The sequence below is a fragment of the Halobacterium sp. KA-6 genome (assembly GCF_021029015.1).
In the GTDB taxonomy this organism is placed as follows: domain Archaea; phylum Halobacteriota; class Halobacteria; order Halobacteriales; family Halobacteriaceae; genus Halobacterium.
This window is the reverse complement of the sequence record NZ_JAJJZH010000001.1, coordinates 560873-577154: the sequence shown is the minus strand read 5'-3', so window position 1 is coordinate 577154 and position 16282 is coordinate 560873. Positions and strand designations below refer to the sequence as shown.

Below are 16282 nucleotides of genomic sequence, written 5' to 3'. Positions count from 1 at the left end.
CTGGCCAGTACTGGCTAATGGCAGGCGACGATGCCGGGGCCGGTGGGGCGACCGCCAGCGGCGGCACCGACGACGCACCAGCTGAGGGCACACCGGGCGAGCGGAATCGGGACTACGACTGGCAGCAGCTCACGCCCGCCGTCCGCGAGTACGACGGCGGCGCGACGGTCGGAGAGTACTCCTGGGTGGACTATCTGGAGGAGTACGGGAGCGAGGACGCCGCCGAGCGCGTTCAGGAGCGCCGCGAGCGCGCACGGCACGAACTCGCGGCCGCCGAGGCGGGCCGCAAGGAGGACGTCGAACCGCCGTACCCCGAGTGGGACGAACTCGGCGCGGACCCACCGAAGCCGAAGTGGGGGGCCGTCGACGCGGACCCGAGCGACGACCTCGGGTTCGACCCCGACGAGAAGGGCGACGTGCTCGGGACGGCGGCGCGGCGCGCGAGCAACTTCCACGACTACTTCGACGAATTCACCGACCCCGCGACGACGCCCGTCGCGAAAGACGAGTGGATGTGGGAGCACTTCAAGCGCGAGTACTACTACGTCGGCGACAACGACTGGACGCGGCCCCGCGACGACGACGGCGAAATCGTCCGGTTCGACCCCGTGGAGTACCTCGGCTTCGACCCGGAGAACGTCGAGAACTGGCTGTCCGTGAAAGACGACGCCGCCGACGAGATGCTCGACCTCGAAGACGAGCGCACGGTCGACATCCACGAGGACATCGACGAGGACGCGTTCTTCTCGACTATCGAGGGGAAGACCACCATCGCGAACCGCTACGACCTGGAGAAGGCGGTGCCGATGGAGAAGAAACGCCACTTCCGGGAGGTCGAGCGCTACTGGGTGAACAAGCCGTACGCGTTCGTCGTCATCTTCCACTCCGACCGCGAGAACGAGAAGAAGTACTACCTCGTGGAGCCCTACCGCAACCCCATCGAGGCGGACCTCCAAGAGTTCCTCACGGAGAAGCTCAGAACGGCTATCAAGTACGCCAGCGACGACGTCACGGCCGCCGGCGACGAGGCCGAGCGCCGCGGCGTCATCGAGCGCGAGACGCGGAAACTGCTGGACCGCTACGACCTCTACGTCGGCCCGGTCGGGCGCGAGCAGTCGTTCGTCGACAAACTGCTGGCGGCCGTCGGGAGAGGGAAACCACCGGTCGAAACCGACGACGGCCACCTCGACGGCATCATGGCGCGCCCCGAGCCCGCGGTGCTCGCCGAGGACCCGGACGCCCTCACGCAGTACCAGGTAGAGACGCTGCTGTACGTGCTCCAGCGGAACTTCATCGGCTACGAGCGCATCGACGGCATCAAACACGACATCAACGTCGAGGACATCTCCTGCGACGGCTACGACTCGCCGGTGTTCGTCTACCACACCGACTACGAGAACCTCATCACGAACGTCTACCACGGCCGCGAGAGCCTCGACGACTTCGTCGTGAAACTCGCCCAGCGCTCCGGAAAGGGCATCTCGAAGCGCCAGCCGCAGGTCGACGCCACGCTCCGCGACGGCTCCCGCGCCCAGCTCACGCTCGGCCAGGAGGTCAGCGACCACGGGACCAACTACACCATCCGCCAATTCAAGGACGTGCCGTTCACGCCCGTGGACCTCGTGAATTGGCAGACGTTCAGCCTCGACGAGATGGCGTTCCTCTGGCTCTGCATCGAGTCCCACAAGAGCCTCGTCTTCGCGGGCGGCACCGCCTCCGGGAAGACCACGAGCCTGAACGCGGTCTCGCTGTTCATCCCGAGCAACGCGAAAATCGTCTCCATCGAGGACACCCGCGAGGTCGAACTCCCCCAGCGCAACTGGATTGCCAGCGTCACCCGCCCGAGCTTCGGCGAGGACGAGACCGGCGACATCGACGAGTTCGACCTGCTGGAAGCCGCGCTCCGCCAGCGCCCCGACTACATCGTGATGGGCGAGGTGCGCGGCGAGGAGGGTCGCACGCTCTTCCAGGTGATGAGCACCGGCCACACCACGTACACGACGTTCCACGCGGACAACGTCGGCGAGGTCCTCAAGCGCTTCACCACCGAACCAATCAACGTCTCGAAGACGCTGTTCACCGCGCTGGACCTCGTGTCGGTGCAGTCCCAGACGCGCGTACGCGGCCAAAAGGTCCGGCGCAACCGCTCGATTACGGAAATCAACCGCTACGACCCGGAGAACGACGAAATCAACGTCAACGACGTCTTCCAGTGGGAGCCCGAGGACGACTCCTACCGGCAGACTGCGGACTCCTCGACGCTCGAGGACATCAAATTCGACCGCGGCTGGACGCAGATGGAGCTCGACCGCCAACTGCAGGAGCGCCGCGTCCTGCTGGCGTACCTCATCGAGCAGGGCCTCAACGAGTACGCGCAGGTCGCCGCGACCGCGCAGGCGTACATCAACGACCCCGAGACCATCCTCACGCTCGTCGCCAACGGCCAACTGGAGGCGGCGCTCGAAGACCTCCGCGGGATGGAGAGCGTGCTCATCGACGTCGATCCCGACAAGGAGGCGATGGTCCCGCGCCCGGACCCCTCCGAGAGCGTGCTCGCGGAGGCCGAGTCCATCCTCGAAACCGCCCGCGAGGAGGGCGGCGTGCTCACGGAGTACGAGGGCGAGTCCGCGGAGTCGCTGGCGACCGCGCTCACGCCCGACGCCGCCGCGGAGGACGTGGTCGCGGACACTCGTGGGCTCGACGCCGAGGACCTCGAAGCCGCCATCGAGGAGGTGGCCGACGCCGACCTCCCGACCGAGCAGGAAGCCACGGAGTCGTCGACGCGGGACGCGTTCGCCGACGACCTCGACCCCGCCATCGAACCCGTGGCAGAGAGCGACGACGGGTTCGGGAGCTTCGAGCCCGCGGCACCCAGCGACGACACGGCCGCCAGCGACGGCGGTGAGGCCGCCGACGAGTCCGAGGACGAACGCGAGGGGAGCACCGAATGAGCACGGGGTCGCAGTCGTTCGGCGAGGGCGCGGACGTCGTCGCGGACGCGTTCTTCCCCGTCTACCAGTGGGCGTTCAGCGACGGCAGCGACTTCATCGCGGACGTCGAGACGAAGCTCGCGGAAGCCCGCATGGACGACCCCGTGGAGCTGTTCGTCTCCCGGGCCATCGGCGTGGGCGTCCTCGCGGGCGTCACGCTCTGGCTGCTCGGGCTCGCGCTCGGCTACGGCCTCTTCTACACCGGGCTCGTGGAGACGGAGACGCTCATCGGCGTCCCCGTCCCGAACGAGACGCTGCTGGCCATCGTGCAGGCGCTGAAGATTCCCGCGCTGGTCGTCGGCACCGGCCTCTTCTTCGGGTTTATCGGCTTCACGGCCGGGTTCGGCGGGCTGCTCTCCGTGCCGTACATGCGCTCCAGTTCCCGGGAGCGCGAGATCAACATGCTGCTGCCGGACGCCGTCTCGTTCATGTACGCGCTCTCCATCGGCGGCATGAACCAACTGGAGATTCTGGAGGCGATGGCGAAGGCCGACGACACGTACGGCGAGGTCGCCATGGAGTTCCGGAGCATCGTCCAGGAGACCGAGTACTTCGACACGGACTACCGGAGTGCGGTGCGGAACCGCTCGATGGAGACGCCCAGCGACGAACTCAGCCAGTTCCTGACGGACATGCTCTCCATCATCAACTCCGGCGGGGACATGACGGAGTTCCTCTCGGACAAGAAGGACAAGCACATGCGCACCGCCAAACAGCAACAGGAGCTCACGCTCGACACCCTGGAGCTGTTCGGCGAGATGTACATGACGCTGTCGCTGTTCCCACTCCTCCTCATCATCATCCTCGTCATCATGAGCATGCTCGGGCAGGCCCAGATGCGGCTGCTCTATGCCACCGTCTACGTGCTCACGCCCATCGTCGGCCTCGGCTTCCTCGTGCTCGTCTCCACGGTCAAGCAGGACGAAATCGGGGACGGCTTCCTCGAATTCGAGGGCGAGGACACCGGCCACCGCGAACCCGGCCTGCTCAGCCTCGGTCTCGTTGAGCGCTTCGTCGGCGAGTACGCGATTTTCGACCGCGTGAAGCGCCGCGAGGGGACCTACGAGACGATGCAGGTGATGCGCCACCCCGCGCGCTTCTTCCGAGACAACCCGCTGTTCACGCTCGCGTTCACCGTGCCGGTGACGCTCGTGCTCGTCGTGAACGCGTTCCTCGCAGGCCTCGCGCCGACGACGCTCGACGCCATGGTCGACGCCCCAATCTGGGGGACGTTCCTCTACGTCTACCTCCCGCTGTATCTGATTGGGTTCCCGCTGGCGGTGTTCCGCGAGTGGAACGTGCGCTCGCGGCGCCGCATCACGAACAAGCTCTCGGACAACCTCCGGAAGCTCTCCTCGGCCAACGACACCGGGATGACGATTCTGGAGTCCATCGGCGCGGTCTCGGAGACCACCAGCGGGAAGCTCGGCGAGGAGTTCGAGACGATGTACGCGAAGGTGAACTACGGCACGAGTCTGAAGCGCGCGCTCGTCGAATTCAACAACAAGTACCACATCCCGCGGCTCGCCCGCACGGTCAAACTCATCACGAAGGCACAGGAGGCGTCCAGTCAGATTACGGCGGTGCTGTCGACGGCCGCACAGGCCAGCGAGAACCAGGACGACATCGAACGCGAGCGGCGCTCGCGGGCCCGCATGCAGGTCGTCATCATCATCATGACGTATCTCACGCTGCTGGCAGTGATGCTCATCCTCCAGGTGAAGTTCCTCGGCACGATGAGCGGCCTGGAGACGTCGACCGGGGGTGCTGGCGGCGCGGGCGGCCAGTTGAGCTTCGGCGGGAACATCGACACCGAACTGCTGGGGATGATGTTCTTCCACGCGGTGACGATGCAGGGCGTCATCTCCGGGTTCGTCGCGGGCTACATCCGCGACGCGAGCCTGCTCTCGGGCGTGAAATTCGCAGTGATACTGCCGACCGTCGCGCTGATAGCGTTCTCCTTCGCGTGACCATGTCCCGAGCACAGACCACCATGGACTTCGCCGCGGGCGTCAGCATCTTCCTCGTGACTGTGGCGTTCGCGTTCGCGTTCGTCCCCGGCATCATCACGCCGTTCGCGGACCCGGACGTCGGCGACCCCGTCTCCGCGAACCGCATCGCCGACGACCTCGCGACCGACCGACTCGCGTCCCCGAACCAGCCCTACGCCCTCGACACGGAGCGAACTGCCGCGTTCTTCGCGGACGGCGACGCCATCGGCGAGTTGGCGCTGCGCGACTACAAGTCGGCGAACGTGACATTGACGACTACTTCTGGTGACGTGGCGACCATCGACGGCGTGCGCGCAACGGCCGGACAGTCGGTGTCTGCGGACGCCGACGCGACCGTCGCGTGGCGGAGCGTGACCGTCGGCGGCGACCGCTACGAGCTCGTCGTGAGGGTGTGGTAGCATGCGGGCGCAAGCGCACACGCTGGAGGGCGTCGCCGCCGCGCTGCTCATCGTCGCGACGGTCGCGTTCACGATTCAGGCGACCGCGGTGACGCCGCTGACCGCGAGCACGGCCAGCCAGCACATCGAGACCCAGCACGAGCGGGCGGCGTCCGGCCTGCTGGAGACCGAGCGCGCGAACGGCAACCTCTCGCGGACGCTGCGCTACTGGAACGGCTCCGCGGCGGCGTTCACGAACGCCAGCAACGAAGGCTACTACGTCGGCGAAACCCCCGGAGCGTCGTTCCTGCTCGCCGTCGAGGAGACGTTCGGCGACCGCGCGGTCGCGTACAACGTCAACGCCTACTACGTCGGTGCCGACGGCGACCGCCACGTCCGCCGGCTCGCGTTCCACGGCCAGCCGAGCGCGGACGCGGTCGCCGCCACGCGGCTGGTCACGCTCTACGACAATCAATCGGTGATGGAACGTAACGGCACTCGCTTCGAGCCGACGGCGAAGACGCTCGCGGACGTGAACGCGGCGGCAGGCGAGCGCTACTTCGCGCCGAACGCACCCGGCCACGCGTACGCCGTCGTCGAAGTGGAGGTGGTAGTGTGGCGGATGTGAGCCGGTCGTGGTGCGGCGACGACCGCGGCGTCTCCACGGCGCTCGGCTACGTGTTGAACGTCGGCGTCGCCGCCATCCTCGTGACGATGCTGTTGTTCTCCGCGGGGTCGCTCGTGGAGACCCAGCGCGACCGCGCCGTCGAGACCGAACTCCGCGTGGTCGGCGACCGCGTCGCCGCGGACCTCGCGGCCGCCGACACGCTCGCACGCGCCAGCGACGGCGGCAGCGTTCGGTACACCGTCGAAGCGCCGTCGAACGTCGCCGGCTACGGGTACGACGTGCACGTCAACGAGTCCGGGAACGGGAACGTCGTGCTCAACGCCGACCGCTCGGACGTCACCATCACTGTCGAATTCCAGACGGAGATACCGGTCGAGAACGCGACCGTCGAGGGCGGCGACTTCGTCGTGGTCTACGACGGCAACCGGCTGGAGGTCGAGGATGCGTAGCGTGCGCATCGACGGCCTCTCGGGAGAGCGCGCGGTCAGCGACACGCTCGGATTCGTGCTCATCTTCGGTATCATCGTCTCCACGACCGCGGTCGTCTACGTCGGCGGATTCGACGCGCTCACCAGCGCGCGGGACGCCCAGCAGTTCTCGAACACCGAGCGCGCGTTCGACGTGCTCGACTCGAACGTCGACGACCTCGCCGTCCGCGGCGCGCCCAGCCGTTCGACGGAGGTGTTGCTGTCGGACGGCGCGCTCGGGTTCGGCGACCCGGTGACGTTCAACGTCTCCGCCGACAGCGGGGCGTTCTATCAGGCCACGACCAGGCCGATAGTGTACCGCGCCGACGACGGCGACCGGCTCGTCTACTCGAACGGCGCGCTGTTCCGCCAGTACGGCGACCGCGCGGTGCTGTTCGGCGAGCCGCGCGTCTCGGCGGGCGACCGCACGCTCGTCCCCGTCGTCGCCACGGAGCCGGACGGCCGAGGCGTCTCCACGGACGGCACGCAGCGAGTGCTCGTCCGGACGACCGTCAGCGCCCGCGACGTCGAGTCGTTCTCGACGCCCGCGAACCTCACAGTCACGTCGCCGCGCGCCGCGGCCTGGGAGCAGTACCTCGAAGCCGAATTCGGACAGAACTGTGACGGCCCGGACGAGGGCCGCACCGGCGAAGTCGAGTGCCCACTGCCCGGCAAAGAAGTCTACGTGCAGGGCATCTACATCGACGTCGCGGTGGCCTGACTACCGCACGGTCACGTTCACCGCGTTCTCGGTGATGTGGAGGAACGTGACGACGCGCTCCCCGGAGGAGTCGTACTCGAGTTGGCCCGTGGACGCCGAGAGGTCGGTGCTCGCGGAGTTCCCCGACGGGTTCTGTTTGCCCTTCGAGAGCACCTTCAGGTCGACGTTCGGCCCCATCTTGCCGAGCGCATAATTCACGAGGTTCCCCGTGGAGTTGTTCGCGACGGGCGCCCCGCCGCCGCTCTCGTACGTGAGATTCGTGTCCCCGGTCAAGTCGAGATGCATCGTCGGCGTGTTGTCGCCGTCGCAACTGTACGCGTACGTCGAGTCGTTCTTCGAGAAGACGTCGCTGCCGCCCCACGTGTGCGTCGTCCCGCCGTCCGTGTACTCCAGCGTGACGTCGGGCTGGTTGCCGTCATTGCAGACGTTCGCGCCCTGAATGTCGAACTCGAAGCGCTGGGAGCCGCCGTCGTCGGCGACGAGCGTCCAGTGGAGGTCGCTGAAGTCGGAGTTCTTGTTCGGTTTCAGCGTGAACGTCAGCGACTCCACGGGGTCGTCGCCGGCGAGCCCGCGCAGTTCGAGGGGCGTCTCTTCGAGCGTGAATTGGCCGCCGGTCCCGCGCGCGACGAGTTCCAACTCGACGCGGTTCTCGTCGGGTAGCACGGTGACGTTGCCGCTCGTCCGCGACTGGAAGAACGACGCCCAGCCGCGGTAGTAGTCGCTCTCCACGGCGACGGTCACGGTCCCGTTCTGGAGCGGGTTCGTCCGTCCCGGCCCGGGGAAGACGGAGCGATTCGTCTCGGCCTCGTTGCGCGTCACGCGCGCGGTCGGCGCGCCGGCCGCCGTCTGCGCGCTGCCGGTGACGCGAATCACCGGGAGCGTCAGCGTCGCGTCCTGGTAGTTGAACTCCGGCGGCGACACCATCTCCGCGCCGGCGCCCCGCGAGTACCAGACGCCGCCGCCCTGGTACGCGACCTCGGTGTCGCCGTTCTCGTAGACGACCGACCCCAGCGTCGTGTTCAGGTACTCGGTCGTCGAACCGCCGTCGCCTTCCCTGACGACGACCATGCGACCGGTGTCGGGCCGCACCTCGTAGCTGCCGCGCTCGGAGTTCGCCAGCGTCAGCGACTGGCCGTCCGACCGCCCGAGCGCGACGAGCGCGCTGCGCGCGTCGAAGAGACTCATCGACTGCTCGGCGCGCTGGACCGACGACTGGTCCTGTGCGGCGTCAAGCGCGCTGCCACCCGCCACGACCACGACGCCGACCCCGGCGACCGTGATAGCGAGCAACAGCACCACTCCGATAGTCTCCGTCTGCCCCCGCGCGTCCATACACCCTCCAGTTCGCCGGTGACACGCAAGAAGGTGACGGGGAACTGTTGGAGAACGACCACGAGCGCGGGCGAACGGCCAGATGAAGGGGAGGAAAGCCGCGGAAGTTAGCAGTAATAGAGGGCGTGACGGGAGTCGAACCCGCGATCTAGAGGTTAGGAACCTCTCGCCGTGTCCGCTTGGCCACACGCCCTCTACGTCGAGCGAGGACGGGGCAGAGAAAAACCGTTACGTTAGTTGCCGGACGGGGTTTCGGAGTCCGTGTCGGCGTCCGTCGAGTCCGTGGTGGTCTCGGTTTCCGTGCTCTCCGTCTCGGGCTCGCCCTCAGCTTCGGGGCCGTCGCGCATCTCCTGGAGTTCCTGCTCGACTTCCTCGCGGCCTTTCTGGAACTCGCCGATGGCCTCGCCGCTGGAGCGGGCGAGCTTCGGAATCTTGTTCGCGCCGAACAGGAGGACGGCGATGAGCAGGATGACTGCCCACTCCATGCCGCCCGGCAACCCGCCGATGAACAGGGGAGTACTGGTGAACATCGCTACTCGATGGTAGCCTGTTCGCAATTATAGGCTTTATGCTCCTTTCAGTGTCGCAGTAACGGCAGCGAGCGGACACGAGCGGTGCGTTTTCGGCCGCGCTCGCTCCCGGTGGCGACTGCGAGGAAGCCGGCACCGTCACACGGTTTTTCACGACGGCCCACGAATCCCCGAGGTATGAGCGACGCCACGCAGTCCGACGCCGACCGCGAGTACGACCCGGACGCCGAGCACGCGTTCCCGGACGAGCGCCTGAACGAGGTGCTGGCGTTCGTCACCGACGACCCCGAGATTACGACGTACCTCGACGCGCAGAACGTCAACCCGGTCAAGCGGAAGGGGTACAACGACCACGGGACCAAGCACATCGAAATCGTCCGGAATCGCGCGCTCAAACTCTACGACCTGTTGAAGCGCGGCGGCGTCGAGTTCAACGGCGCGGCCGACCAGGGGCTCGACGAGGCCGACGAGGGCGTTATCGTCGCGCTCGCGGCGACGCTGCACGACATCGGGCACGTCGTCCACCGCGACGAGCACGCGTACTACTCGATTCCGCTGGCGGCGGACCTCCTGGACCGCATCCTCCCCGAGTTCTACGCGACGCCCGAAGCCGTGCGCGTCAAAGCAGAGGTGCTGCACGCGATTCTCTGCCACCACACCGAGGAGGACCCGCTCACGACGGAAGCGGGCGTCATCCGCGTCGCGGACGGCCTCGACATGGAGCGCGGGCGGTCGCGACTCCCCTACGAGCGCGGCGGCCGCGGTATCAACACCATCTCCAGCCAGGCCATCGACTCGGTCACCCTCGAGGAGGGCGACGAACGTCCCGTACTCGTGGAAATCGAGATGCGCAACGCCGCGGGCGTCTACCAGGTCGACAACCTCCTGAAGGAGAAACTGCACAAGTCCGGCATCGAGAACGACGTTCGCATCGTCGCGCTCAACACCGGCGGCGACAGCGACCAGCTCGTCGAGCGCATCGAACTGTAACCGTGGGACGCCGCCCTCGCTCGTCTCGCCGGGGGTAGACTCTTATCCGAATAGCACGAACGATTGGCACACTCGTGTCTCTCTCGTCCCGGACGGGCGGCACCGCCATCGTGGTGCTCGGCCTCGTCCTCTCCGCGTTTCACGTGCGGACCGTCGGCGTGCTGTGGGGCGCGCCGGCGCGCGTCGTCGTGAACGGGCTCCTCCCGTTAGTGCTGGCCACGTTCGTGGTGGCCGCGGGCGTGAAACTCGTGCGCAACGACGTGGTCGCCGACCAGTTCGTCACGCGCGTGCTCTCGTGGGTTGCGGTCGGCGTCGTCGTGCTCGCTGCGGCGACAGCGTGGATGTTCGCGAGCGTGCTCGTCACCGGCCCCCTCCCAGCGAACGCCACGCTGACGCTGTTGAACGCCGCGACGCTCGGCGGTCTCATCGGCTATCTGGTCGGCGTCTACGACGCGCGCCGCCGCGAACAGCAGGTCCAGGTCGACCAGTTGAACCGCATCAACAACACGCTCCGCATCGCGACGCGGGAAATCGTGAACGCGGACACCCGCAGCGAACTCGAACAGCAGGTCTGCGAGCGCCTCCAGCAGTCCGAGCCCTACGAGTCGGCGTGGATAGGGCGCTACGACCCGGAGGACAGCGAACTCCGGCCGGACGCGTGGGCGGGGTTGGACGACGAGTACTACGAGTCCGTCGTCATCGCCGTCGACGGGGACGACGCCCACGGACAGGGTGCCGGCGGGCGCGCCGTCCGCACGGGCGAGATTCAGTGCTCGCAGAACGTCTCGACGGACCCGTCGATGGAGCCGTGGCGGGAGCTGTTCGCCGAGCACGGCGTCGAGTCGGTGGCGGTCGTCCCGCTCGTGGACGGCGACACAGTCCACGGAATTTTGAGCGTGTACGCCGACCGCCCGTACGTCTTCGACGAGCCCGAACGGGAGGTGTTGATGGAACTCGGCGAGACCATCGGACACGACATCACCTCGCTGGAAGCCCGCGAGCAACTCCGCCGCCGCGAGCGCGAGTTGGCCAGTCAGAACGACCGCCTCGAGGAGTTCGCGTCGGTCGTCAGCCACGACCTCCGCAACCCGATGAACGTCGCGGAGGGCTCGATTTCCCTGGAGCGCGAGGACCGCGACAGCGACGCGCTCCAGCGGGCTGCGGACGCGCTCACGCGGATGAACGAACTCGTCGAGGACATCCTGGCGCTCGCGCGGACCGGCCAACTGGTGAGCGAGTTCGCCAGCGTCGACCTCCGGGCGGTCGTCGAGGACGCGTGGGCGACCACCGAGACCGAGACGGCGACACTCGACGTCGAGCCGTCGCTCGGCACGGTCTCCGGGGACGAGAGCCGCATCCGCGAGCTGTTCGAGAACCTCTTCCGGAACGCCATCGAACACGCCGGCGACGACGTCACCGTCTCCGTCGGCAGCCTCGACGACGCCGACGGCTTCTACGTCGCCGACGACGGCCCCGGCATCTCGCCGGCGGACCGCGAGAGGGTGTTCGACGTGGGCTACTCGACGAACCCGGACGGCACCGGGTTCGGGCTCAACATCGTCCGCAGCATCGCCGACGCGCACGGCTGGGACGTCACAATCACGGAGAGCGACGCGGGCGGCACGCGCTTCGAGTTCTCGGGCGTCGAGACCGACGCCGCCCGTCCGGTCGACGAACAGGTCGCGTAGAGTGAGCCACTACCCCTATGAGTGCGCGTCGCGAATCGAACCCATGACAGCGGACATTCGCGTGCTCCACGTCGACGACGAGCCAGGGTTCGCGGAGCTGTCCGCAGAGTTCCTCGAACGCGACAGCGACCGCATCACGGTCGAAACCGCGGCCGACGCGGACGAGGCGCTCGCCTACCTCGCCGACAACGTCGTGGACTGCGTCGTCTCCGACCACGACATGCCCGGTCGCACGGGCATCGAACTGCTCGAAGCCGTGCGCGAGGACCACCCCGACCTCCCGTTCGTGTTGTTCACGGGGAAGGGCAGCGAGGAAGTCGCCAGCGACGCGATTTCGGCGGGCGTCACCGACTACCTCCAGAAGGAAGCGGGCACCGACCAGTACGCCGTGCTCGCCCACCGCGTGACGAACGCGGTCGAGCGAGCGCGCGCCGAGCAGGCGGCCGAGCAGACGCGAACACAACTCCAGGCGGTCGTGGAGAACACCGCCGACACCATCCTCATCGTGGACGGCGAGAGCACGATTCTGTTCGCGAACCCTGCCGCCGAGGAGCTGTTCGGGTACACGCCCGGCGAACTCGACGGCGAGTCGCTGACCACGCTGATGCCCGCGCGCTACCGGGACGAGCACCTCGACGCCGTCCAGCAGTACCTGGAGACCGGCGAGCGGACCAACGACTGGCAGGCCGTCGAGTTCCCCGCGCTCCACCGGGACGGCCACGAGGTCCCCGTCTCGGTTTCGTTCGGCGAGTTCGAGCAGGCCGGCGAGCAGCGGTTCATCGGCGTCCTCCGGGACGTCTCCGAGCGCATCCGGATGGAGGAACAGCTCCGGGAGCGCGAGGAGCGCTTCCGGCAGGTCGTCGAGAACATCTCGGAGGTCGTCTGGCTGTTCGACCCGGACAACGAGGCCGCCTTCTACGTCAATCCGGCCTACGAGGAGGTCTGGGGCCGGTCGGCGGAGAGCCTCTACGCGAACCCGACGTCGTTCCTCGACGCGGTCCACCCCGAGGACCGCGAGCGCGTCGAGGCGGCGCTCGGCTCGCGCGCCGACGGCGAGTACAGCGAAGAGTACCGCGTCGTGCGTCCCGACGGCGAGGTGCGGTGGGTGCACGACCGCGCCGTCCCCGTCGAGGACGACGACGGCGACGTCTACCGGCTGGTCGGGGTCGTCTCCGACGTCACGGAGCGCCGGCAGCAACGCGAGGACCTGCTGCGGGTGCAGGACCTGCTGGAGAAGACCGAGCGCATCGCGGACGTCGGCGGCTGGGAGATAGACACGGAGACGATGGAGGTGTTCTGGACCGACCACCTCTTCGACCTGCTGGGCGTGGAGTACGACGAGGAGCCGCCGCTGGACGAGGCCCTCGACGTCTACCACGAGGACGACCGGCCAATCGTCGAGGGCGCGGTCGAAGCCGCGCTCGAATCGGGGGAGCCCTTCGACGTGGAGGTCCGGTTCCGGCGGCCGGACGACGAGGTCCGCTGGCTCCGCATAAAGGGCGTTCCGACCATCGAGGACGGCGACGTGGTGACGCTCCGCGGCGCAGTGCAGGACGTCACCGAGCAGCGCCGCTACCGCCACCAACTGGAGCGACAGAACGCGCGCCTCGACCAGTTCGCCAGCGTCGTCAGCCACGACCTCCGCAACCCCCTCAACGTCGCGTCCGGCCACCTGGAACTGCTGTCGCTGGACCAGGAGGACGAGCACTACGACGCGATTGCGCACGCGCTCGACCGGATGGACCGCATCGTCGAGGACATGCTGTGGCTCGCCCGCGAGGGCAAAGACATCGACGCGACCGAACCGGTCGACCTGCGGACCGCGGCCGAGGACGCTTGGCAGGCGGTCGTGGGAGCCGACGACGACAGCGAACTGGTCGTCGCGGACGACCTCGACGCCGTCGACGCAGACTACGACCGGCTGTGTCAGCTCCTGGAGAACCTGTTCCGAAACTCGCTGGAGCACGGAGCAGACGCCGGCGACGGCGTGACCGTCTCCGTCGGCGCCCTCGCCGACGGCGCGGGGTTCTACGTCGCGGACGACGGTCCCGGGGTTCCCGAATCCGAGCGCGAGTCGGTGTTCGAGGACGGCTACTCGACGTCGGCGTCGGGCACCGGGTTCGGGCTCTCGATTGTCGAGCAAATCGCCGACGCGCACGGCTGGGACGTGCGAGTCACGGAGGGGGCGGCGGGTGGCGCGCGAATCGAGATAACGAAGCGGGAGTGACGGCGCTGGCGTCAGCGCGGTGTGAGGCCGACGGCGTCGGCGAGGAGTTCGTGCGAGCGGAGCGCGTCGTCGTGGTCGGCGACGACGTGCTGAATCATCACTTCGTCGACGCCGACGCGGTCCGCCAACTGTTCTAAGAGGGAGTTCAGCGTCTCCGGACTGCCCGAAATCGCGCGCGGCCACTCGTCTTCGTCCAGCGTCTCGGGCGTCGGCTCGGGAACGCCGCCGAGTTCGTCGATGGCTTCCTCGACGGACGGCGCGGTGCCGGTGACGCCGCGCTTCATCCGCTGGAAGGACGCTTCTGCGGTCGCGCGGAGTCGCGCGGCTTCCTCGTCGGTCTCCGCGCAGACGGCGTTGACGGCGACCATGCCCTCGGGTTCGTCGACGCTGCCGGCCAACTGTGAGGGCTGGAACGCCTCGCGGTACTCCTCGAAGGCGTGCGTGGCGAACTGCGGGCGGATGAACGCCGCGAAGCAGTAGCGCAGGCCGAGTTTGCCCGCGATTTTCGCGCTGGAGGGACTGGAGCCGAGCGCCCACGGAACGGGGGTCGCTTCGCCGGAGCGCGGAATCTCGACGTCGCTGTAGGCGTGCGTGGCAGGGTAGTCGTCGTAGAGGTGGTTGACGACGGCCTCGATTTTCTCACGGTGGTCCTCGTCCGGGTTCGGGACGTGGCGTTCGGTGCCGAGGGCTCGGTCGACCGCCGGCGAGCCGTTCGCGCGCCCGAGACCGGCGTCGATGCGGCCCGGCGCGAGCGCGTCGAGGACGCCGAACTGCTCGGCGACCTTGAACGGGCTGTAGTGGTTGAGGAGGACGGCCCCCGAGCCGAGGCGGATTTCGTCCGTCTCGGCGGCGAGGTGGCCGAGCAACACTTCGGGCGTGGTGCCGGCGAGCGTGTCGCCCATGCCGTGGTGCTCGGCGACCCAGAAGCGCTCGTAGCCGAGGCGTTCGGCCTGCTGGGCGGCCTCGACGGTGTTCGCGTAGGCGTCCGTCGCGGTGCCGCCCTCGGGAACCGGGGAGAGGTCGACGACAGAGAGGTCCATGTTCCCGTTCGTGGACTGCGGGAGAAAACGGTTCGGCTCGCGGAAGCCGGTCGCCGGACAGGAGGAATTATGGCGCCCGACGCCCGGGTCGTTCGTATGACGGAGTTCTCCCAGCGAGTCGAAGCCATCTCCATCAGCGGCATCCGGGAAGTGTTCGAGGCGGCCGGCGAGGACGCCATCAACCTCGGACTCGGCCAGCCCGACTTCCCGACGCCCGAGCACGCCCGACAGGCCGCCGTCGACGCCATCGAGGCGGGCGACGCGGACGCGTACACGTCGAACCGCGGGACGCCCGAACTCGTGGACGCCATCGTCCAGAAACACCAGCGCGACAACGACCTCGACGTCGCGCCGGAGGGCGTCATCGCGACCTCCGGCGGGAGCGAAGCGCTCCACCTCGCGCTGGAAGCCCACGTCGACCCCGGCGAGGAAGTGCTGTTCCCGGACCCCGGGTTCGTCTCCTACGACGCGCTCACGCGCATCGCGGGCGGCGAGCCGGTCGGCCTGCCGCTGCGCGAGGACCTCACGCTCGACCCCGCGACCGTCGAGGAACACATCACGGAGGACACGGCGGCGTTCGTCGTGAACTCGCCAGCGAACCCGACGGGCGCGGTGCAGTCCCCCGAGGACATGCGGGAGTTCGCGCGCATCGCCGACGAGCACGACGTGCTCTGTGTCTCCGACGAGGTGTACGAACACATCGTCTTCGACGGCGAACACCGCTCGCCGATGGAGTTCGCAGAGACCGACAACGTCGTCGTAGTGAGCGCGTGCTCGAAGACGTACTCGATGACGGGGTGGCGCCTGGGCTGGGTCGCCGCCAGCGAGCGCCGCGCCGAGCGCATGCTGCGCGTCCACCAGTACTCGCAGGCCTGCGCCAGCGCGCCCGCGCAGTACGCCGCCGAAGCCGCACTCAGCGGCCCGCAGGACGTCGTCGACGAGATGGTCGCGCAGTTCGAGCAGCGCCGCGACCTCGTGCTCGACGAACTCGAAGACATGGGCCTCGACGTCCCGAAGCCGGAGGGCGCGTTCTACGCGATGCCGAAGGTGCCCGACGGCTGGGTGGACGAGGTCATCGACCGCGGCGTCGTCGTCGTGCCCGGTGAGGCGTTCGGCGAGCACGGCGAGGGCTACGCCCGCATCTCCTACGCCACGGACACCGAACAGCTCCGCGAGGCCCTCGACATCATGCGCGAGGCGACGAACGCGCTCCAGTAGTACCCTCGTTTTTGCTGTCGGTCCGTAGTTCGCTCCCTGACAGTTATGCCGCCCGCGTCCTT

13 protein-coding genes and 1 tRNA gene are annotated in these 16282 nt (G+C 68.0%); 10 read left to right on the top strand and 4 right to left on the bottom strand.

Annotated elements, in window-relative coordinates; all coding sequences use genetic code 11:
• The first annotated feature begins 17 nt into the window (after positions 1-17).
• Genes LPA46_RS03195 through LPA46_RS03170 form a run of 6 tightly spaced genes read left to right on the top strand, consistent with a single transcriptional unit; the run spans position 18 to position 7195 of the window.
• On the top strand, positions 18-2951 hold the full coding sequence (locus LPA46_RS03195; RefSeq protein WP_442908198.1) for an ATPase, T2SS/T4P/T4SS family: 2934 nt from the start codon (positions 18-20) through the stop codon (positions 2949-2951).
• Positions 2948-4960, top strand: coding sequence for a type II secretion system F family protein (locus tag LPA46_RS03190; RefSeq protein ID WP_230891345.1), 2013 nt, complete (start codon positions 2948-2950; stop codon positions 4958-4960). The genes LPA46_RS03195 and LPA46_RS03190 overlap by 4 nt, the downstream gene beginning before the upstream one ends.
• 2 nt (positions 4961-4962) lie before the next feature.
• On the top strand, positions 4963-5400 hold the full coding sequence (locus tag LPA46_RS03185; RefSeq protein WP_442908197.1) for a DUF7287 family protein: 438 nt from the start codon (positions 4963-4965) through the stop codon (positions 5398-5400).
• A gap of 1 nt (position 5401) precedes the next feature.
• Positions 5402-6007 carry a DUF7288 family protein gene (locus LPA46_RS03180; protein ID WP_230891343.1) on the top strand — a complete coding sequence of 202 codons (606 nt, stop codon included), beginning with the start codon at positions 5402-5404 and terminating at the stop codon, positions 6005-6007.
• Positions 5995-6456 (top strand): DUF7266 family protein, encoded by a 462-nt coding sequence (locus tag LPA46_RS03175; RefSeq protein ID WP_230891342.1) that lies wholly within the window; start codon positions 5995-5997, stop codon positions 6454-6456. Before LPA46_RS03180 ends, LPA46_RS03175 begins: the two co-directional genes overlap by 13 nt.
• Positions 6449-7195 carry a DUF7289 family protein gene (locus tag LPA46_RS03170; protein ID WP_230891341.1) on the top strand — a complete coding sequence of 249 codons (747 nt, stop codon included), beginning with the start codon at positions 6449-6451 and terminating at the stop codon, positions 7193-7195. The genes LPA46_RS03175 and LPA46_RS03170 overlap by 8 nt, the downstream gene beginning before the upstream one ends.
• On the opposite strand, the gene LPA46_RS03165 is transcribed toward LPA46_RS03170, so the two are convergent.
• The 3 genes from LPA46_RS03165 to LPA46_RS03155 all read right to left on the bottom strand — a co-directional run bounded on the left by LPA46_RS03165 (position 7196) and on the right by LPA46_RS03155 (position 9057).
• Complete coding sequence (locus LPA46_RS03165) at positions 7196-8527, bottom strand: DUF7289 family protein (RefSeq protein WP_230891340.1); 1332 nt, start codon at positions 8525-8527, stop codon at positions 7196-7198.
• A gap of 120 nt (positions 8528-8647) precedes the next feature.
• Positions 8648-8720: transfer RNA gene (locus LPA46_RS03160), tRNA-Arg, on the bottom strand.
• 40 nt (positions 8721-8760) lie between these two features.
• On the bottom strand, positions 8761-9057 hold the full coding sequence (locus tag LPA46_RS03155; protein ID WP_230891339.1) for a twin-arginine translocase TatA/TatE family subunit: 297 nt from the start codon (positions 9055-9057) through the stop codon (positions 8761-8763).
• Between the two features lie 177 nt (positions 9058-9234).
• Here LPA46_RS03155 and LPA46_RS03150 point away from each other — a divergent pair, with 177 nt between their 5' ends.
• The 3 genes from LPA46_RS03150 to LPA46_RS03140 all read left to right on the top strand — a co-directional run bounded on the left by LPA46_RS03150 (position 9235) and on the right by LPA46_RS03140 (position 13962).
• Positions 9235-10047 (top strand): HD domain-containing protein, encoded by an 813-nt coding sequence (locus tag LPA46_RS03150; protein ID WP_230891338.1) that lies wholly within the window; start codon positions 9235-9237, stop codon positions 10045-10047.
• 74 nt (positions 10048-10121) lie between these two features.
• Positions 10122-11735: a receiver/sensor box histidine kinase gene (locus tag LPA46_RS03145; protein ID WP_230891337.1), complete on the top strand. Its 1614-nt coding sequence runs from the start codon at positions 10122-10124 to the stop codon at positions 11733-11735.
• Between the two features lie 43 nt (positions 11736-11778).
• Positions 11779-13962 carry a hybrid sensor histidine kinase/response regulator gene (locus LPA46_RS03140; protein ID WP_230891336.1) on the top strand — a complete coding sequence of 728 codons (2184 nt, stop codon included), beginning with the start codon at positions 11779-11781 and terminating at the stop codon, positions 13960-13962.
• A gap of 11 nt (positions 13963-13973) precedes the next feature.
• On the opposite strand, the gene LPA46_RS03135 is transcribed toward LPA46_RS03140, so the two are convergent.
• Positions 13974-15002, bottom strand: a complete 1029-nt coding sequence (locus tag LPA46_RS03135; protein WP_230891335.1) for an LLM class flavin-dependent oxidoreductase — start codon at positions 15000-15002, stop codon at positions 13974-13976.
• 96 nt (positions 15003-15098) lie between these two features.
• Here LPA46_RS03135 and LPA46_RS03130 point away from each other — a divergent pair, with 96 nt between their 5' ends.
• On the top strand, positions 15099-16220 hold the full coding sequence (locus LPA46_RS03130; RefSeq protein WP_230891334.1) for a pyridoxal phosphate-dependent aminotransferase: 1122 nt from the start codon (positions 15099-15101) through the stop codon (positions 16218-16220).
• Positions 16221-16282 lie beyond the last annotated feature (62 nt).